Annotated in this window: 18 protein-coding genes and 1 tRNA gene; 10 read left to right on the top strand and 9 right to left on the bottom strand. The window is 70.8% G+C overall.

Translation table 11 applies throughout. The annotated features are described in order from the left end of the window. The 3 genes from G3573_RS11460 to G3573_RS11450 form a co-directional block, all read left to right on the top strand. A partial coding sequence (locus G3573_RS11460) for a hypothetical protein (protein WP_205598208.1) occupies nt 1–262 on the top strand: 262 nt, incomplete at its 5' end. Nucleotides 263–506: 244 nt separating this feature from the next. After that, nucleotides 507–1271 (top strand): YjbE family putative metal transport protein, encoded by a 765-nt coding sequence (locus tag G3573_RS11455; RefSeq protein ID WP_163261224.1) that lies wholly within the window; start codon nt 507–509, stop codon nt 1269–1271. Next, nucleotides 1271–1618: a hypothetical protein gene (locus G3573_RS11450; RefSeq protein WP_163261223.1), complete on the top strand. Its 348-nt coding sequence runs from the start codon at nt 1271–1273 to the stop codon at nt 1616–1618. The genes G3573_RS11455 and G3573_RS11450 overlap by 1 nt, the downstream gene beginning before the upstream one ends. A 194-nt stretch (nt 1619–1812) precedes the next feature. On the opposite strand, the gene metG is transcribed toward G3573_RS11450, so the two are convergent. Further along, nucleotides 1813–3525 carry a methionine--tRNA ligase gene (metG, locus tag G3573_RS11445; RefSeq protein WP_163261222.1) on the bottom strand — a complete coding sequence of 571 codons (1713 nt, stop codon included), beginning with the start codon at nt 3523–3525 and terminating at the stop codon, nt 1813–1815. Nucleotides 3526–3738: 213 nt separating this feature from the next. Then, nucleotides 3739–5430 carry an AMP-binding protein gene (locus G3573_RS11440; protein WP_163261221.1) on the bottom strand — a complete coding sequence of 564 codons (1692 nt, stop codon included), beginning with the start codon at nt 5428–5430 and terminating at the stop codon, nt 3739–3741. A 324-nt stretch (nt 5431–5754) separates the two neighbouring features. Here G3573_RS11440 and G3573_RS11435 point away from each other — a divergent pair, with 324 nt between their 5' ends. Beyond that, nucleotides 5755–6234, top strand: coding sequence for a surface-adhesin E family protein (locus tag G3573_RS11435; protein ID WP_163261220.1), 480 nt, complete (start codon nt 5755–5757; stop codon nt 6232–6234). On the opposite strand, the gene G3573_RS11430 is transcribed toward G3573_RS11435, so the two are convergent. Next, on the bottom strand, nt 6231–6776 hold the full coding sequence (locus G3573_RS11430) for a DUF1697 domain-containing protein (RefSeq protein ID WP_163261219.1): 546 nt from the start codon (nt 6774–6776) through the stop codon (nt 6231–6233). The two genes, G3573_RS11435 and G3573_RS11430, sit on opposite strands and share 4 nt — an antisense overlap. Before the next feature lie 140 nt (nt 6777–6916). Between G3573_RS11430 and G3573_RS11425 the strand changes: the two genes are divergently transcribed. The 3 genes from G3573_RS11425 to G3573_RS11415 all read left to right on the top strand — a co-directional run bounded on the left by G3573_RS11425 (nt 6917) and on the right by G3573_RS11415 (nt 10445). Further along, the gene (locus tag G3573_RS11425; RefSeq protein ID WP_163261218.1) at nt 6917–7972 is read left to right on the top strand and encodes a bifunctional nicotinamide-nucleotide adenylyltransferase/Nudix hydroxylase; all 1056 of its coding nucleotides are present in this window, start codon (nt 6917–6919) and stop codon (nt 7970–7972) included. Nucleotides 7973–8045: 73 nt separating this feature from the next. Further along, nucleotides 8046–9461 carry a nicotinate phosphoribosyltransferase gene (locus G3573_RS11420; RefSeq protein WP_163261217.1) on the top strand — a complete coding sequence of 472 codons (1416 nt, stop codon included), beginning with the start codon at nt 8046–8048 and terminating at the stop codon, nt 9459–9461. A gap of 12 nt (nt 9462–9473) precedes the next feature. Next, nucleotides 9474–10445 carry a radical SAM protein gene (locus tag G3573_RS11415; RefSeq protein WP_163261216.1) on the top strand — a complete coding sequence of 324 codons (972 nt, stop codon included), beginning with the start codon at nt 9474–9476 and terminating at the stop codon, nt 10443–10445. A gap of 4 nt (nt 10446–10449) precedes the next feature. Here the strand turns inward: G3573_RS11415 and G3573_RS11410 are convergent, their stop codons facing one another. The 4 genes from G3573_RS11410 to G3573_RS11395 form a co-directional block, all read right to left on the bottom strand. Further along, nucleotides 10450–13632 carry a PAS domain S-box protein gene (locus G3573_RS11410; protein WP_163261215.1) on the bottom strand — a complete coding sequence of 1061 codons (3183 nt, stop codon included), beginning with the start codon at nt 13630–13632 and terminating at the stop codon, nt 10450–10452. 91 nt (nt 13633–13723) lie between these two features. After that, nucleotides 13724–14242, bottom strand: a complete 519-nt coding sequence (locus tag G3573_RS11405) for a hypothetical protein (RefSeq protein WP_163261214.1) — start codon at nt 14240–14242, stop codon at nt 13724–13726. Nucleotides 14243–14296: 54 nt separating this feature from the next. Beyond that, nucleotides 14297–14767, bottom strand: a complete 471-nt coding sequence (locus G3573_RS11400) for a YbjN domain-containing protein (RefSeq protein ID WP_163261213.1) — start codon at nt 14765–14767, stop codon at nt 14297–14299. Between the two features lie 78 nt (nt 14768–14845). Continuing rightward, a complete protein-coding gene (locus G3573_RS11395) occupies nt 14846–15316 on the bottom strand; it encodes a YbjN domain-containing protein (RefSeq protein ID WP_163261212.1) in 471 nt (156 codons plus the stop codon). Nucleotides 15317–15428: 112 nt separating this feature from the next. Between G3573_RS11395 and G3573_RS11390 the strand changes: the two genes are divergently transcribed. The 3 genes from G3573_RS11390 (at nt 15429) to G3573_RS11380 (ending at nt 16359) form a co-directional block, all read left to right on the top strand. Further along, the gene (locus tag G3573_RS11390) at nt 15429–15998 is read left to right on the top strand and encodes an NAD(P)H-dependent oxidoreductase (RefSeq protein WP_163261211.1); all 570 of its coding nucleotides are present in this window, start codon (nt 15429–15431) and stop codon (nt 15996–15998) included. Between the two features lie 21 nt (nt 15999–16019). Next, nucleotides 16020–16238 (top strand): dodecin, encoded by a 219-nt coding sequence (locus G3573_RS11385; protein ID WP_163261210.1) that lies wholly within the window; start codon nt 16020–16022, stop codon nt 16236–16238. Between the two features lie 45 nt (nt 16239–16283). Continuing rightward, a tRNA-Thr gene (locus G3573_RS11380) sits at nt 16284–16359 on the top strand. 9 nt (nt 16360–16368) lie between these two features. Here G3573_RS11380 and G3573_RS11375 read toward each other — a convergent pair. Both G3573_RS11375 and G3573_RS11370 read right to left on the bottom strand, forming a co-directional pair. After that, nucleotides 16369–16836 carry a hypothetical protein gene (locus tag G3573_RS11375; RefSeq protein WP_163261209.1) on the bottom strand — a complete coding sequence of 156 codons (468 nt, stop codon included), beginning with the start codon at nt 16834–16836 and terminating at the stop codon, nt 16369–16371. Between the two features lie 200 nt (nt 16837–17036). Then, nucleotides 17037–17402, bottom strand: a 366-nt coding sequence (locus tag G3573_RS11370; protein WP_163261208.1) for a polymer-forming cytoskeletal protein, incomplete at its 5' end; no start/stop codon positions are given.

Below are 17402 nucleotides of genomic sequence, written 5' to 3'. Positions count from 1 at the left end.
ACCCGAAGCCGTGCCGGTCGACGTGGCCGCGATCGAGACGCCCCCGCCCGCCACGCCGATGGAGGCGGTTCTGGGCACGGCCGCGCCGCCGCCGCCCGAGGACGTCCAGCTGCCCCGCGTCGCCGCCGGCGTCACCCCGGCCGACACCGACGGCCCGATGTCGCCGCTGGTCTGGCTGTCGGGCCTGGCCGTGGTGGTGGTGGGCGGCGTGTTCGCCGCCGTGCGCCTGATCCGCCGCGAACGCGAGCCGCTGCGGGCGTAAAGGCGCCGGCGTTCCCTTCTCCCCTTGCGGGAGAAGGTGGCGCGCGGAGCGCGTCGGATGAGGGGTGCATGCGCGACGCTTGAACCGTCCGGCGCCTTACGCGCCCTCGCCTGAAACCGGAGCGCCGACACCCCTCATCCGGCCGGCTCCGCCGGCCACCTTCTCCCGCAAGGGGAGAAGGAGAGTGAACACGCGCTCCCCTTCCGCGCTTGCGGACCGGGCGTTCCTGACCCAACAAGGACGCATGCTCGATTCACTCTTCCACGGCGACGTCGCGGCGCAGCTGTCAGCCCTGTTCAAGGTGCTGATGATCGACCTGGTCCTGGCCGGGGACAACGCCGTGGCCGTGGGCCTGGCCGCCGCCGGCCTGCCGCACGAACAGCGCAAGAAGGTCATCCTGTGGGGCCTGGGCGCGGCGGTGATCCTGCGTATCGCCTTCGCCCTGATCACCACCCAGCTGCTGGGCCTGATCGGCCTGCTGCTGGCCGGCGGCGTGCTGCTGCTGTGGGTGTGCTGGAAGATGTGGCGCGAGCTGCGCGAGCAGGGCCGCGAGGCCGGGGCGCGCGGCGAGGCCGCCCTGGAAGACGCCACCGGCGTGGACGTGAACTGCTCCGGCGCCATGGGCGGCGCGGCGGCCGTCCCCGCCAAGCAGAAGACCTTCCGCCAGGCCTTCCTGCAGATCTTCATCGCCGACCTGTCCATGTCGCTGGACAACGTGCTGGCCGTGGCCGGCGCGGCGCGCGAGCACCCGGGCGTGCTGGTGTTCGGCCTCCTGCTCTCGATCGCCCTGATGGGCGTGGCCGCGACCTGGATCGCCAAGCTGCTGCACAAGCACCGCTGGATCGGCTTCCTGGGCCTGTTCGTGGTGCTCTACGTGGCCCTGCACATGATCTGGGAGGGCCACCGCCAGGTGGTCGTCGATCTGGGCCGGGTCGAACAGTACAACGCCTTCATGCCGGACCTGCTCGATATCGGACCGGCCGAGAAGGCCCGGTTCATGGCCCACTGATGTCCGACGACCAGTCCCTCGACGTCGACGCGCTGCTGGAGCGCGTCGCCCGCCTCGAACAGAAGATCGAAATCCAGAGCGGCGCGGTCGCCGCCCTGATGCAGCTGGCCCTGATGCGCCCCACCGCGCTCAGCTGGTACGACACGCCCGACGGCGGCGACTTCAAGGCCCGCCTGGCCGCGCCGCTGGAACTGGAAGGCGTGGTCGCCAAGGCCCAGCTCGGCCACCTGCGCCAGGCCGAGCCGCAAGGCCACAGCGAGATGTTCGTGCTGGGCTGGCGCGCCGTCACCGAGGATCTGGCGAGAGCGCTGCAGCTCTGGCAGGGCCCGCTGACGCCGGCGCAGTAAAGCAGAAACTCCCCTTCTCCCCTTGCGGGAGAAGGGGGCGCGCGGAGCGCGTCGGATGAGGGGTGTCGGCGCGACGCCTGAACCGTCTGGCGCGCACCCGCTCCTCATCCGGCCCCCTAGGCGCAGGCACCCCTCATCCGGCCGGCTCCGCCGGCCACCTTCTCCCGCAAGGGGAGAAGGAAGGCGCGCAGCGTTTAAGCCGCTTCCGCCCCGCCGAAGCGCTCCGCCCACTCCGCCACCATGGCGTCGTCGATCTTCTTGAACAGCACGTCGGGCGCCTTCACCGGCGTCCCCGGCGCAAGCTTCGTCAGCTCCGCCTTCCCGTCCGCGCTCGGCCAGGGCAGCGGCAGCTCCAGGCCCACCCCGCCGCCGATGGCGACCGAGGCGAAGGGCAGGATCGGCTGGCTGACGGCGGCGAACAGGGCGACCAGGTTCAGGCCGGTGCGCACCACCACGGCGGCGCGGTCGCGGTCGGTCTTGATCGCCGTCCACGGCGCGGCCTCGGTCAGATACTCGTTGCCCAGCACCCACAACCGGCGCACGGCCTGCGCCGCCTTGCGGTACTCCATGGCCTCGAACTGGTCGGCGGCTTCCTTCAGCGCCTCGGAGACGTCGGCGTAGAGCTTCTCCTCCAGCGGCCCGGCCTCGCCGCCGTCCGGCGCCACGCCGTCGAAGCGGGTCTCGGTGAACTTCAGGATGCGGTTGACGAAGTTGCCCAGCACGTCGGCCAGGTCCTTGTTGGTGGCCGCCTGGAACTGCTCCCAGGTGAAGGCGGTGTCGGAGTGCTCCGGCGCGTAGGCGGTCAGGTACCAGCGCCAGTAGTCGGCCGGCAGCAGGTCCAGCGCCTGGTCCATGAACACGCCGCGGTTCTGCGAGGTCGAGAACTTGCCGCCGTACCAGTTCAGCCAGTTGAAGGCCTTCAGCACGTCGACCGTCTTCCACGGCTCGCCCGAGCCCAGGATGGTGGCCGGGAAGCTGACCGTGTGGAAGGCGACGTTGTCCTTGCCCATCACCTGGACGTAGCGGACGTCGCCGGCGCCCTCGTCCAGCCGCCACCAGCGCTTCCAGTCGGCGCCCGTGGCCTCGGCCCATTCGACGGTCGCGCCGATGTATTCCACCGGCGCGTCGAACCAGACGTAGAACACCTTGTCCTCGAAGCCCGGGCGCGGGAAGCCGCCCTGGGTGATCGGGATGCCCCAGGCCAGGTCGCGGGTGATGCCGCGGTCGATCAGGCCCTCGTCGAGGTGCTTGTAGCCGATCGAGCGGGCCAGGCTGGCGAACTCGGTCTTGGAGTCCAGCCAGGCGCGGATCTTGTCCTCGACCTTGGTCTGCAACAGGTACAGGTGGCGGGTGTCGCGCACCTCCAGGTTCTTCGAACCCGACACGGTCGAGTACGGGTCCTGCAGGTCGGTCGGGTCCAGCAGCCGCCCGCAGTTGTCGCACTGGTCGCCGCGCGCCTTCGGATAGCCGCAGTGCGGGCAGGTGCCCTCGACGTAGCGGTCGGGCAGGAAGCGCTTGTCGTCGATCGAATAGATCATCCGGTCGACGCGCTCTTCGATCAGGCCGTTCTTCTCCAGCGCCTCGGCGAAGGCCTGGGTCAGGCGGTGGTTCGGCGGGTTGGACGAACGGCCGAACCAGTCGAACGACAGGCCGAACGCCTCGCCGGCCTGCTTCTGGATGACGTGCTGCTCGTCGCAGTAGGTGCGCACGTCCTGGCCGGCGGCGGCGGCGGCCAGCTCGGCCGGCGTGCCGTGCTCGTCGGTGGCGCAGATGTACAGAACCTCGTGCCCGCGGGCCCGCTGGAAGCGCGCATAGACGTCGGCCGGCAGCATCGACCCGGCCAGATTGCCGAGGTGCTTGATGCCGTTGATGTAAGGCAGGGCCGAGGTGACGAGAATGCGGGCCATGGCGTCCGTGGGAGCTGAGAGCCGCCCGGTATAGTGGCGCGAGGCCGGGGGCGGAAGCCCGCCGCCAGATCTCCCCCCGAGCGGAGCGCTGGGGGGAGCAGGCGGCGAAGCCGCCGAGGGGGGCTCCAGCGGAGCGCGCGGCTTCCGTCGCGCCAGGACGAGCCCCCTCCACCGCTTCGCGGTCCCCCTCCCCCAAAGGGGGAGGATCTTAGGTTACGCCGTCCGCGCCACGTCCACGCCCAGCTCCTCGATCATCGCCTCGCGGATCAGGAACTTCTGCACCTTGCCGGTCACCGTCATCGGGAAGGCGTCCACGAAGCGCACATAGCGCGGGACCTTGTAGTGGGCGATCTGGCCGCGGCAGAACTCGGCCACCTCCAGCTCGGTCATCGCCTCGCCGGGCTTCAGCCGGATCCAGGCGCAGATCTCCTCGCCGTACTTGCTGTCCGGCACGCCGACCACGGCGACGTCCTCGATCTTGGGATGGCGGTAGAGGAACTCCTCGACCTCGCGCGGATAGACGTTCTCGCCGCCCCGCACGACCATGTCCTTCAGCCGCCCGACGATGTTGCCGTAGCCCTCGAAGTCGATGACGGCCAGGTCGCCGGTGTGCATCCAGCCGTCGGCGTCGATCGCCTCGGCGGTCCGCTCCGGATCGTCCCAGTAGCCCAGCATCACCGAATAGCCGCGGGTGCACAGCTCGCCCGGCTCGCCGCGCGCGGCGATGTTCCCGTCGGCGTCGACCACCTTCACCTCCAGGTGCGGCTGCACCCGGCCGATGGTCGAGACCCGCCGCTCCACCGGATCGGCCGGCGAGGACTGGAAGCTGACCGGGCTGGTCTCGGTCATGCCGTAGGCGATGGTGACGTCGGCCATGTGCATGCGCCCGATCACCTGGCGCATGACCTCCACCGGACAGGGCGCGCCGGCCATCACCCCGGTGCGCAGGCTGGACAGGTCGAACCGGTCGAACTCCGGATGCGCCAGCTCGGCGATGAACATGGTCGGCACGCCGTACAGCGACGTGCAGCGCTCCTTCTCCACCGCCGCCAGCACCGCGCCGGGTTCGAAGGCATCGGCCGGATAGACCATGGTCGCCCCGTGGGTCAGGCAGGCCAGGTTGGCCATCACCATGCCGAAGCAGTGGTAGAGCGGAACCGGAACGCACAGCCGGTCGCCCTCCCCCAAGCCCTGGGCGCGGCCGACGAAGAAGCCGTTGTTCAGGATGTTGCGGTGGCTGAGGGTGGCGCCCTTGGGCTGGCCGGTGGTGCCGCTGGTGAACTGGATGTTGACCGGGTCGGCGCTGGAGATGCGCGCGGCGATACGGGTCAGCGCCTCGCGGTGGGCGGGTCCGCCCAGCGCCGCCAGGTCGTCGAAGCGCAGCCAGCCGGGCCGGGGCTCGCCGCCGATCTTGATCACCGCCCGCAGGTCCGGCGCCCGCTCGCAGAACAGCTCGCCCGGACACTCGTCGGCGACGGCCGGGCACAGGGCCTCGACCATGGCCACGTAGTCGCTGGTCTTGAACCGTTCGGCCACGACCAGCGCGCTGACGCCCACCTTGTTGAGCGTGTATTCCAGCTCCGACTGACGGTAGGCCGGATTGACCGTGACCAGGATCAGCCCGGCCTCGGCCGCGGCGAACTGGGTCAGCACCCATTCGGCGTTGTTGGGCGACCAGATCCCGATCCGGTCGCCGGCCTCCAGGCCCAGCGCCAGCAGGCCGGCGGCCACCTGCTGCGCCTTCTCGCGCAGCTCGCGCCAGGTCAGGCGCACGCCCTGGTGGACCGAGACCAGCGCCTCCTGGTCGCCCCAGCGCTCGGCCGCGCGGGCCAGGGCCTGGCCGATGGTCAGGTCGGACAGCGCGGGCTCGGCTGGGCCGCGGACGTAACTCAGGCTGCTCGGCATCTCGGTCTCCAGCGGCCCCGCAAGGACTATAGCCCGGCCCGAGGTCTCCGCCAGATCGGGTTTCGGCCCGAGACTGCGACCTTCCGGCCCATGCGGTTCGGCCGATATTTCCGCGGCAAACCCTTAGGTTACAAGGCGTAACAGGGTCCGCTCCTTGCTCGAAACCGCACGTCCCGCCGCTTCCCTAAAGCCTGCGGCGGGCGCCGACCGTGGAAACAACGAGCGAGGCGGAGCGGCGACGTTTGTTACGGCCTTGGGCGCGCGCGCTTCCCCGGCCGGCACGCTCAAGCTAGACGCAAACCCGAGCCTTGAAGAAGCCCGGTCATGAAAGCCCTCGCCGCCCTCGCCGTCGCGTCCGTCTTCGCCGCACAGCCGGCGGTGGCCGAGCCCCAGGCGCCGCCCCTGCCGAGCGGGCGCCTGCAAGGGATCAGCATGGGCAACGGCGGCGGGTGGTTCCTGGTCCTCGACCAGTCGAAGAAGGCCGGCGAGACCGCGGACGTCTGGACCCTGCTCGTGCTGGATCCGCCCAGCTCCATCGACGGGCGGGACGTCGTGTATTCCCTGACGCATCTGAACATCGCCTGCCAGGCCCGGACCACCACGGAACTGGGGACTTACGCCTATGACGAAGGCGGCGGGGTCGTCGTCATCCTGCCCCAAAACCCGGCGGCGCCCATCAAGCCGCGAAGCGCGTTCGAATTCATGGCGCGGGTCGTGTGTGACGGCGAACAGCCGCCGACGCCGAACTTCGTGGCGGGCCCCGCCCAGGCCCTGCAGGCGATCCGCACGATCAACAGGCGCTAGCGCCCGACCATCGCCCGCAGCTTCAGCGTGGTGTTCCAGTTGCGCGCCGTGCCGCGGGTCCCGAGCTTGCGATCGATCAGGGCGTTGGTCAGCTTCGAGGTCCCCGCCCCGTTCGGATAGACCAGGAAGGCCTCGCGCCCGACCACCTCAACCTGTTCGGGCCAGCCCGCGACGGCGGCCTTCAGGGCGGCGATCTGAGCCGCCGTGGGGGCCGACTTCAGCGCCAGGACGAAGGTGCGCGAGGGCTCCTTCTCCGCCTCCGCCCGAAACGGATTGGCCGCGATCGCCGCGTCCCAGTCCTCGGGACTGCGGACCATGACGTCGGTCTCAAGGCCCATCCGCTCGGCGAAGCCGGCCTCGAGCCTGCGCTCCAGCTCGCCGGCCGTCGCGCCCTCGGCCCCGAACACCAGGTTGCCGCTGGCCAGCAGCGAGCGCGGCTCGGAAAAGCCCATCTCGGCCAGCAGCACGCGCAGCTCCGCCGCCGGCGCCTTGCGATGGCCGCCGACGTTCACGCCGCGCAGCAAGGCGATCCAGGATTTCACGGCGACACTCCTACGATTTCCGCGCCAGCTTGGCCGGACTCGCGCCCGCGCGCGAGGCCCGCTTGCCTGTCGCCGAACGCGGGTCTACACCTCGGCTGTCCGGGGAGACCGGGCCTTACATCTGCCCATGAGGGAGCCTCATGCCGCGCTTCGACTACGCCGTCTGCATCGGACGGTTCGAACCCTTCCACCTCGGCCATCTGGCGGTGTTGCGCCGCGCCCTCGATCTGGGCGAGCGGGCCGTCGTGCTGATCGGTTCGGCCGACGCGCCGCGCAGCGCCCGCAATCCGTGGACCTATGAAGAGCGCGCGGTGATGATCCGCGCCGCCCTGGGCGCCGAGGCCGAGCGGCTGATCGTGCGCCCGCTGGTCGACCACCTCTACAACGAGACCGCCTGGGTGGCCGAGGTCCAGGACCAGGTCGCCGCCGCCGTCGAGGAGGACGGCCGTCCGGCTCAACACGGCGAGAGCGGCGCCGCGTCCATCGCCCTGGTCGGCCACGACAAGGACGCCTCCAGCCAGTACCTGGCCGCCTTCCCGCAGTGGGAGCGGATCGAGCTGGACCAGACGGCCATGCTGTCGGCCACCGACCTGCGCCGCCACCTGTTCTCGGAAGACGCTGGCGCGCTGCGCCTGGTCGAGGCCAACGTGCCGCCAGCCGTGTTCGGCATGCTAGCCGCCTTCCGCACCACCGAGGCCTTCGCCCACGTGGCCGAGGAGTTCCGCCACGTCGAGAGCTACAAGGCGGCCTGGGCGGCGGCCCCCTACCCGCCGACCTTCGTCACCGCCGACGCGGTCGTGGTCCACTCCGGCCACGTGCTGATGGTCAAGCGCAAGGCCCAGCCCGGCCGCGGCCTGTGGGCGCTTCCCGGCGGCTTCGTCGACCAGGACGAGACCACCCTGGACGCCGCCGTGCGCGAGTTGCGCGAAGAGACCCGGCTGAAGATCCCCGCCCCGGTGCTGCGCGGCAGCCTCAAGGGCCGGGCGGTGTTCGACCACCCCTACCGGTCGATGCGCGGGCGCACCATCACCCACGCCTTCCACTTCGACTTCCCGGCCGGCCCGCTGCCGGCGGTGCGCGGCGGCGACGACGCCGTGCGCGCCCGCTGGATCCCGGTGGCTGAGGCGCGGCGCATGCGCAGCCACCTGTTCGAGGATCACTTCTTCATCCTCGAGCACTTCCTGGGCGCGGCCTGACGGCCGAGCCATTCCGAAAGGCGAAGGGGACAGACCCCGACCGCCTCCCCCCGACGCGAAGGAGCTTCACGTCATGATCAATCCGATCCTCAACACCGACAGCTACAAGACCAGCCATCACCTGCAGTACCCGCCGCGCACGCAGCGGATGTTCTCCTACGCCGAGAGCCGCGGCGGGCTTTACGACCGCACCCAGTTCTTCGGCCTGCAGGCGATCCTGAAGCAGGAGTTCTGCACCCCGGTCACCCGCGCCCACGTCGAGGAGGCGGCCGAGCTGCTGCCCGCCCACGGCCTGCCGTTCAACCGGGCCGGCTGGGAGCTGCTGATCGATCGCCACGGCGGGCGCCTGCCGCTGGAGATCCGCGCGATCGACGAAGGCGCGGTCGTGCCGACGCACAACGCCATGATGACGGTGATCAACACCGATCCCGACTTCTGGTGGCTGCCCAGCTACGTCGAGACCGCCCTGCTGCGGGTCTGGTATCCGGTGACGGTCGCGACCATCAGCTGGCACGCGCGCCAGGCCATCCTGGACGCTCTCGTCCGCACCGCCGACGATCCGCTGGGCGAGCTGCCGTTCAAGCTGCATGACTTCGGCGCGCGGGGCGTCTCCAGCGACGCCTCCGCCGCGCTCGGCGGCCTGGCCCACCTGGTCAACTTCAAGGGCACCGACACCCTGTCCGCCATCCTGGCGGCGCGCCGGCTCTACAACGAGCCCATGGCCGGGTTCAGCATTCCGGCCGCCGAGCACTCCACCATCACCAGCTGGGGCCGCGAGCACGAGGTCGACGTCTACGCCAACATGGTCGCCCAGTTCGGCAGGCCCGGCGGGATCTTCGCCGTGGTGTCGGACAGCTACGACATCTTCAATGCGGTCGAGCATCTCTGGGGCGAGGTCCTGCGCCAGAAGGTGATCGACAGCGGCGCGACGCTGGTCGTGCGTCCCGACAGCGGCGATCCGGTCACCATCGTGGCCCAGACCCTGGCCCTGCTGGCCGAGCGCTTCGGCACGACGACGAACAGCAAGGGCTATCGGGTGCTGAACCACGTGCGGGTGATCCAGGGCGACGGGGTCGATCCGGTCAGCATCCGCGCCATCCTGGAGCGCATCGTCGCCGACGGCTTCAGCGCCTCGAACCTGGCCTTCGGCATGGGCGGGGCCCTGCTGCAGCGGCTGGACCGCGACACCCAGAAGTTCGCCTACAAGACCTCGGCCGCCGAGGTCGACGGCCGCTGGCGCGACGTGTTCAAGGACCCGGTCACCGACGCCGGCAAGCGTTCCAAGCGCGGCCTGCTGGGCCTGAGCTTCCGCCACGACGGCTGGCGCACCGTGCCGGTCGACGCCGAGCGCTTCCAGCCGCTGGACGGCGGGACCAACCTGCTGAAGCCGGTCTATCGCGACGGCCGCATGCTGACCGACCGCGCCCTGGCCGACGTACGCGCAGTGGCCGCCGCCTACGACCTGCACGCCGAACGCGTCCCGGCCTGAGCGGAGGCCGACATGATCGTCGTCTGGCGCGTGCTGGACAGCTGCAACCTCAGCTGTCCCTTCTGTGCGTACGACAAGCGTCTGCCGCTGGCCCGCAGCCAGGCCGATCCGGCCGAGGTCGCGCGCGTCGTCGACCTGCTCGGCGACTGGCGCGCGCTGACCGGCCATCCGGTGCTGCTGAGCTGGCTGGGCGGCGAGCCGCTGCTGTGGAAGCCGCTGGACGCGCTGACCCGCCGGGCCCGCGCGCGGGGCCTGGAGATCAGCACCACCACCAACGGCACGACCCTGGCCTCGGCCCGCAGCCGGGCGCACCTTCTGGAGCACTATCGCGAGGTCACCGTCAGTATCGACGGCTTCGCCGACTTTCACGACGCCATGCGCGGCTGGCCGGGCGCATTCGCCAAGCTGGAGAGCGGCGTCCGTCAACTGGTCGCCGAGCGGGCCGCGGCCGACGCCGGGCTGAAGGTGCGGGCCAACGTGGTGCTGATGCGCGGCAACGTCGCCCGTTTCGGCGAGCTGTGCCGCACCCTGGCCGACTGGGGCGTCGACGAGATCAGCTTCAACCAGCTGGGCGGCCGCGACCGGCCGGAGTTCTTCCCAGAAAACCGGCTCCGGCCCGCCGACGTCGAGGCCCTGGCCGCCAGCCTGCCGGCGCTGCGTCGCGAGATTGCGCCCACGCGCCTGCTGGGCGGACCGGCCTATCTGGAACGGATCCGCGAGACCACGCTTGACCTGCCGCTGCCGATCGCCGACTGCCGGGTGGCGGACCGCTTCCTCTTCATCGACGAACAGGGCCGCATCGCGCCCTGCAACTTCGCCGTCGAGCACTTCGGCCTGACCACCGCAGACCTAGCCGCGCCGGCCGACCTGAAGGCGCTGGCCGGCCGGTTGAACCTCGCCCAGCGCGCCTGTCCCGCCCCGGCCTGCGCCGACTGCCACAGCACCCAGCAGTTCTCGAAGTTCGACGCCGCCGGCGGGCCGTGAGGCCCTAGCGCAGCACCCGGCGCAGTTCGGCGCGCAGTTCCCGCGCGTCATAGGGCTTGTGCAGCACCGGCCAGCGGCCTTCGGCGCCCTCCAGCCGGTCGCTGGCGTAGCCGGTGGCCAGGATCACCTTCAGGTCCGGGCGCTTCGCCTTCACCGCGTCGGCCAGGTCGACCCCGCTCATGCCGCCGGGCATGACCACGTCGCTGAGCAGCAGCTGAACCTCGGGCGTCTGCTCCAGCCGCTGGAGCGCGGTCGGCCCGTCCGGGGCGCTGACCACCTCGCAGCCCATGTCGTGCAGCAGGGCCTCGGCCACCTCGCGCACGCCGGGATCGTCCTCGACCAGCAGCACGCTGCAGCCTTTCTCCAGCGGTCGCGCGTCCTCCAGCTCCGCGGCCGGCTCGGCCTCGGCGGCCCCGTCGGCGGCCGGCACGTAGAGGCGCATCGTCGTGCCCCGCCCGGGCGCGCTGTCGACCGTGATGGTCCCCGACAGCTGCCGGGCCAGGCCGTAGACCTGGGCCAGGCCCAGCCCCGTGCCCTTGCCCACCTCCTTGGTGGTGAAGAACGGGTCGAAGGCGTGGGCGGCGACCTCCGGCGTCATGCCCCGACCGGTGTCTTCGACGGCGATTACGGCGTAGTCGCCGGCCGGCAGGTCGGGGACCTCGCCCTCGGCCAGCCTGACGCGCGAGGCCCGCACCCGGATCTCGCCGCCGTCGGAAACCGCCTCGCCGGCGTTGACCACCAGGTTCAGCAGGGCCGCCTCCAGCTGGCCCGCGTCGATCACGCCCGCGCCCAGGTCGGGATCGACCTCCAGCCTGAGCGGCGTCGCCTCGCTGACCGCGCCGCGCAGTATGGGCTCGATCCGGGCGATCAGGGCGTGCAGGTCCGCTCGCTCCAGCTTGAGCTCCTGCCGGCGCGAGAAGGCCAGCATCTGTCGGGCCAGCCGCTCGCCACGCCGGGCCGCCTCCAGGGCCGCCCCGCCCAGCCGCTGCACCCGGTCCGGGTCGGGCTTGCGCTGGATCATGTCCAGGGCGCCGATGATCACCGTCAGCAGGTTGTTGAAGTCGTGGGCGATGCCGCCGGTCAGCCGGCCGACCGTCTCCATGCGCTGGGCCTGGGCCAGGGCCGCCTCGGCCTTGTGGCGGCGCTCGACGCTGGCCTCCAGCTCGGCGGTGCGCTCGGCCACCCGGCGCTCCAGCTCCTCGCTCTGTTCGACCGCCTCGGTGACGTCGCGGCTCAGGCCGCCGAACCAGCGTAGCCGGTTGTCCTCGTCGAACAGCGGGAACATGGCGGTCTCGAGCACCCGGCGCGCGCCATCGTCGGGGCGCACGATATGGAAGCGGATGCGGACCTTCTCGCCGCGCATGGCCCGGTCGATCGCCCCGGTGAAGGCCTTCAGGTCCTCTGGCGCCACCAGGCTGCGCCAATGGCCGACGTGGGCCAGGAAGTTCGCCCGCCGGTCGCCGCACACCCGCTCGTAGGCGGGGTTCACATAGTCCAGCCGCCGCGCCCGGGAGTCGATCAGCCAGACCACCTCCTCGGCGTGGTCGGCGAAGCTCCTGAACTTCTTCTCGCTGTAGCGCAGCGCTTCCTCGGCCGCGCGCGCCTCGGTCACGTCGCGGGTGATGCCGCCGAACCAGCACAGCTTCCCGGTGTCGTCAGGGACCGGGAACACGTTCTCGCTCAGCACCCGCTCCCCGCCGTCCTCGCGGATGAAACGGTACTCGAGCACCTGGGGATCGCCCCTGCGCACGCCGGCCAGCGCCGCCCGCACCGCCGCGGTGTCGTCGGGATGGGCGTGCCGGACGAAGAAGTCCGGATCGTCGTAGAGGGCCTGACGCGGCCAGCCGAACATGATCTCGAACGCCGGGTTGGCGTAGGTGACCCGCCCGGTCCCGGCGTCGGCCATCCAGCAGCACACGTCGCGGGTGGATTCCGAAAACGCCCGGAAGCGCAGTTCGCTGTCGCGCCAGCCCTCGACCGCCTCCTTCAGCTCGGTGACGTCCGCGCCGGCGCCGACATAGCCCAGGAAGAGGCCGTCCGGCCCGTAGTGCGGCGCGCCGGTCTCGTCGATCCAGCGCCACGAGCCGTCGCGGCTCAGCAGGCGGTACTGCATCCGGTAGGTCTCGCGCCGGTCGAAGGCGCCTTCGTAGGTCTCGACCGCCCGGGCGCGATCCTCCGGATGCACCACCTGCGTCCAGTCCTTCAGCAGCTGCTCGCCCAGGCTCTGGCCGGTCAGCTCCAGCCAGCGCTTGTTGAACCAGTAGCAACTCTTGTCCGGCCGGGAGAGCCAGACCAGCATGGGCGCGGCGTCGGCCAGTTCGCCGAACCGCTGCTCGCTCTCCACCACCGCCAACTGCGCGGTCTTCAGGGCGGTGACGTCGAAGCTGACCCCGCGCATGCCGCGGATCCGACCCGAGACGTCGCGCACCACCTCGCCGCGCGCGGCCAGCCAGACCACGCCGCCGTCGTCGCGCATCACCCGATAGTCGGTCCAGTACGTCTTGCCCGAGCCGTTCAGCGCCGCGGTGTAGGCGGCGTGCGCCCGGTCGCGGTCGGCCGGATGCATCATGGCGAACTGCTGCTCGGCGGTCAGTTTGGCGTGCGGGGGCAGGCCCCACAGGCGCAGCAATTCCTCGCTGTTGTGCAGGCGGTCGGTGCGGGCGTCCCACCACCAGACCCCGACCCCGCCGGCGGCCTGGGCCAGGCGCAGGTTCTCGCGGGTGTCCTCCAGCTCGCACTCGGCCGCGCGCGCGTCGGTGACGTCCTCGCCGGAATTCAGCACGCCGATCACGCGGCCCTTGCGGTCGCGCAGCGGCGTGGAGCGCCAGACCATGCGCCGGCGCTTCCCCTCGGCCGCAAGCACGTCGGCCTCCTGTTGCGCCGGCATTTCGCGCCGCCCGGCCACGACGTCGGCCAGCAGTCGCCCGGCCGCCGCGCGGTTCTCCTGCGGCAGGTAGGTCTCGATCCAGGGCCGCCCCACGATCGCCTCGCGCGGCGCGCCCAGCAGCTCCTCGCCCTTGAGATTGACGTCGCGCACGACCCCGTCGGCGTCGATCGCCAGCAGCACCACGCCGGCGAGATCGAAGCACTGTCGGGCCAGGGCGTCGCGCGTGCGCGGCCAGCCCGGGGGCGCAGCCCCGATCTCCGGTTCGGCCCTGGCGCGGACGGAACGTCGCTTCGAGAGCATGAGTCTCCGCCTGCCCCCGGACGGGAAAACGGCCGGCGTCTGGAGTTGGTTCGCCCGGCGCTCGGGCGGCGTGCGTGTTTCTACGGATACGTCAGGGCGTGACGACCAGGTCGACCCGGGCCTCGGCGGGGCTGGCGGCGACCGCGCCGGCGCTGGTCACGCGTTTGGCGTCCACCCCCGACTGGATCAGCGCCTGCGCCACCTTGGCGGCGTGATCGCTCCCGACCTTCGCCGGCTGGCCCGGCGCCGCGAAGCCGCGGATCTGCAGGCGCGCCTGAGGATAGGCGTTGAGCACCGCCGCCAGACTGGTCGGGCTGAAATTCGGGTTCTGCCCCAGCTCGCCACGCGGCGTGAAGACCAGGGCCTGGAACTGGAAGGCGCGCTCGCCCGTCTGGCCGGACTTCAGATAGTCGTCGAGCTGTTTGTCCATCGGCGCCGCCGCCGGGGTGACGGGCGGCGCGGCCGTGGTCACGGCAGGCGCCGCCGACTCGTTCGGGCTCGGCTCAGCGGAGGTGTCGACGGTCTTCTCGTGCTTCTTCGGCCCGCAGGCCGTCGTGGCGAGGGACACGGCCGCAAGGGCCGCCAGCAGGCTGAGAGAGGCACGGTTCACGGGAACACTCCGGGCGGACGCGGCCGATCAACGGCGCCCGCCCGGGCCGGTTCCTCACCAGTCGATGTATTCGAGAACGCTGGGAATGAATCCCGTCCACGTGGCGAACGTGTCGTCCAACGCCTCGTAGGTGACGCCCGGCGCGACGTTCATGTCGTACTGGAAGATCGGGTCGTTCTGGTCGTCGAGATAGAGCTTCAGATAGCGCTTCTCGCGGTTCCAGGTGTTGGCCTTGCTCAGGCTCAGGCCGTCCTTCAGGTCGAAGCTCATGCTGAACTGGATCGCCCGGCAACGTCCGGCGTCGCAGTCGTACAGGTCGATGTCGAAATTGATGCCCTGGTCGGCGGTCGAGACGTAGACTGAACCGTCGTCCGACTTCGTCACCTCGGCCTTCATTCCCTTGGCTTTCAGCCAGCCGACCAGTTCCTGGGCGGAGATGCCGGCGGCCGGAATGTCCTTCGCCGCCGCGCCGTTCGCAGCGCACAGCACCAGGGCCGCCGTAGCGGCCGCCATCACGCGTTTCATGGGTTTCCCTCCCCGTGTCGCGGGGAGGTTGAGCGACCGGCGGCCGCAGGTCAATCTGGGGGCGGCGGCGCGCCCTGCTCACCAGTCGATCTGGGCCTTGATCTTGGGCAGCTGCATCAGCCAGACGCCGAAGTCGTCGTCCAGCGCCTCGTAGGTGCCGCCCGGACTGAGATTGACGTCGTACTGGAAGAACGGGTCCTTCGTCTCGTCCAGGTGGGCTTTGACGTAGCGGTTCGCCTTGTTCCAGCTGTTGACCGTGTCCAGGTCCGTGCCGTCGGTCAGGTCGAAGCCGGCGCTGAACTGGAGGGCCGAGCAGCGCCCGTCGTCCTTGCAGTCGTACATGTAGATGTCGAAGTTCACGCCTTCGGCGGCGCTGGAGACGTGCGTCTCGCCTTCGACCTTCTCCAGGTCGGCCTTGTAGCCCTGCGCGCCCAGCCAGTCGGCGACCTCCTGGACGGTCAGGCCGCCGTCCGGGACGTCCTTCGCCGCCGCGCCGCCCGCCGCGCCCGTCACCAGGGCCGCCGTCGCGATCGCAATCCAACGCGTCATGGATCCTGCCCCCGGTTTCCGAAGCTGAGCCATAACCAGCCGGCTCACGCATCCGTTCCTTGAGCCGCCCCCGGACGCGCGCTTAGTGGCGCCGGGGGCAGGAGTTCAGGACATGCGCCCCAGGCTTCACACCCTCATCTCCAGCACGCGCCCCGGCCGGGTCGGCCCGGCCATCGCCGGCTGGTTTCACGAACTGGCGCTCCAGCACGGCGGCTTCGACGCCCACCTGGTCGACCTGGCCGACTTCAACCTGCCGGTGCTGGACGAGCCCAACCACCCGATGAAGCAGGCCTATCAGCACGCCCACACCAAGGCCTGGGCGGAGAGCGTGCACGCCGCCGACGCCTACGTCTTCGTCACGCCCGAGCACAATTACGGCCCGCCCGCCTCGCTGGTGAACGCGCTGAACTACGTCTACCGCGAGTGGAACTTCAAGCCGGCGGCCTTCGTCAGCTACGGCGGCGTCTCCGGCGGCCTGCGCGGGGTGCAGATCACCAAGCAGCTGCTGACCACGCTCAAGGTCGTGCCGCTGGTCGAGGCGGTGGTGATCCCGATGTTCGCCCAGCACATGGACCCGGCCGGCGGCTTCAAGCCCACCGAGATGCACGAGACCTCGGCCAAGACCGCGCTTGCGGAGTTGAAGCGCTGGGCCGAGGCGCTGAAGCCGCTGCGGACCGCCTGAGCCAGCTCTCCGGAGGAACGGATGTCCGACCACGTCTACAAGATCGTCGAGCTCGCCGGCTCGTCGCAGAAGGGCCTCGAGGATGCGATCTGCGGCGCGATCAAGCGGGCCGACAAGACGCTGCGCAACCTGCGCTGGTTCGAGGTCGTGCAGATCCGCGGCCACGTGAAGGACGGCGAGCCCTGCCACTACCAGGTGATCCTCAAGGCCGGCTTCACCCTGGACGGCGAAGAGGGCTGACCCGCCGTTGCGCCCGCGACCCGGCGGCGGCATAAACCGCCCCGGGCCGGTTTAGCTCAGTTGGTAGAGCAGCTGATTTGTAATCAGAAGGTCGCTGGTTCGATTCCGGCAACCGGCACCAATCACACCGTCAGAACTTGCGCGCCTTCGGCTCCTCGGCGGCGCGCTCACACGTGCCGTTGAAGCCGATGTCGAGGCTCTTCAGGTCGATGTCGCCGGTCCGGCGGTCGATGACGAAGCGGGGCTTGTAGAGCATGTTGAAGCGGAACCGGCCCTCGATCCGGTCTTCAGTCACGGTGAGGTCGGTCAGGGGCCACCAGCCGTCCTGGTCGCCGCTGCTGAGGCCGGGAACGATGGCGCGAGGGGGCTTCACACGGCCGGCGGGGCCGTCGAGCTGGATGCGCATCCGCTCGTCGGATCGCTCGGTGCGGCTCGTCGAAGCGGAGGCCGAAGGGTTGCCGTAGCCAGTCGAGATGCTGGTGCTCTCCGACACTGAGTATCGAGCCGTCCCTTGGCACACCAGGTTGAGGGCCTCTTCCGCCGAAGCCGGCCCGGCGCAGACAAAGGCCGCGACGGCGATGAACGCGAACTGCTTCATGTGATCCCCCGGTACACCCGCCGAGCTTGCCCCAGGTCACCCCCGAACGCGAGTGGACGAACGCCGTAATCCTGACGCGGCGGACCAGGTCGGACGCCGCAGCCGGCCGCCCCCGCGGGTCCGCTCCGCCGAGCTTTGGATCGTCGGCGGTCGGGGCCGGCTCCTGCGGCCCCGACCCCGCTCACAGGTCGTTCAGCCGCCTAGGCCGGCTTGCGCCGGCTCATGCCCTCGAACCGGGCGCCGGCTTCCAGGGTGAAGCTGTCGCTGGTCACGTCGCCCTCGACCTGGGCGTTGAGGCGCACGCGCACCTCGTCGGCGATCAGGGCGCCCTTCACCTGGCCCAGCACCTCGATCCGCCGGCCCTTGACCGTCCCGTCGACCCGGCCGCCGGCGCCCACCGTCACGTTCTGCGCGCGCACCTCGCCCTCGAACGGCCCGCCCAGGTGCACGTCGCCGTCGCCGGACAGGGTCCCCGTGAAGGTCAGGTCACCGGCCAGGAAGGAGGCCGTCTTCGGCCGCGCCGCCGGAGCGGGGGCGCGCTCGGCCCGCGCCGGCTGGGCGGGCGC

Source organism: Caulobacter sp. 17J65-9, assembly GCF_010975005.1.
Classification (GTDB): Bacteria; Pseudomonadota; Alphaproteobacteria; order Caulobacterales; family Caulobacteraceae; genus 17J80-11.
The sequence above is the reverse complement of the archived record's forward strand: the minus strand, read 5'-3'. Positions and strand labels throughout refer to the sequence as shown.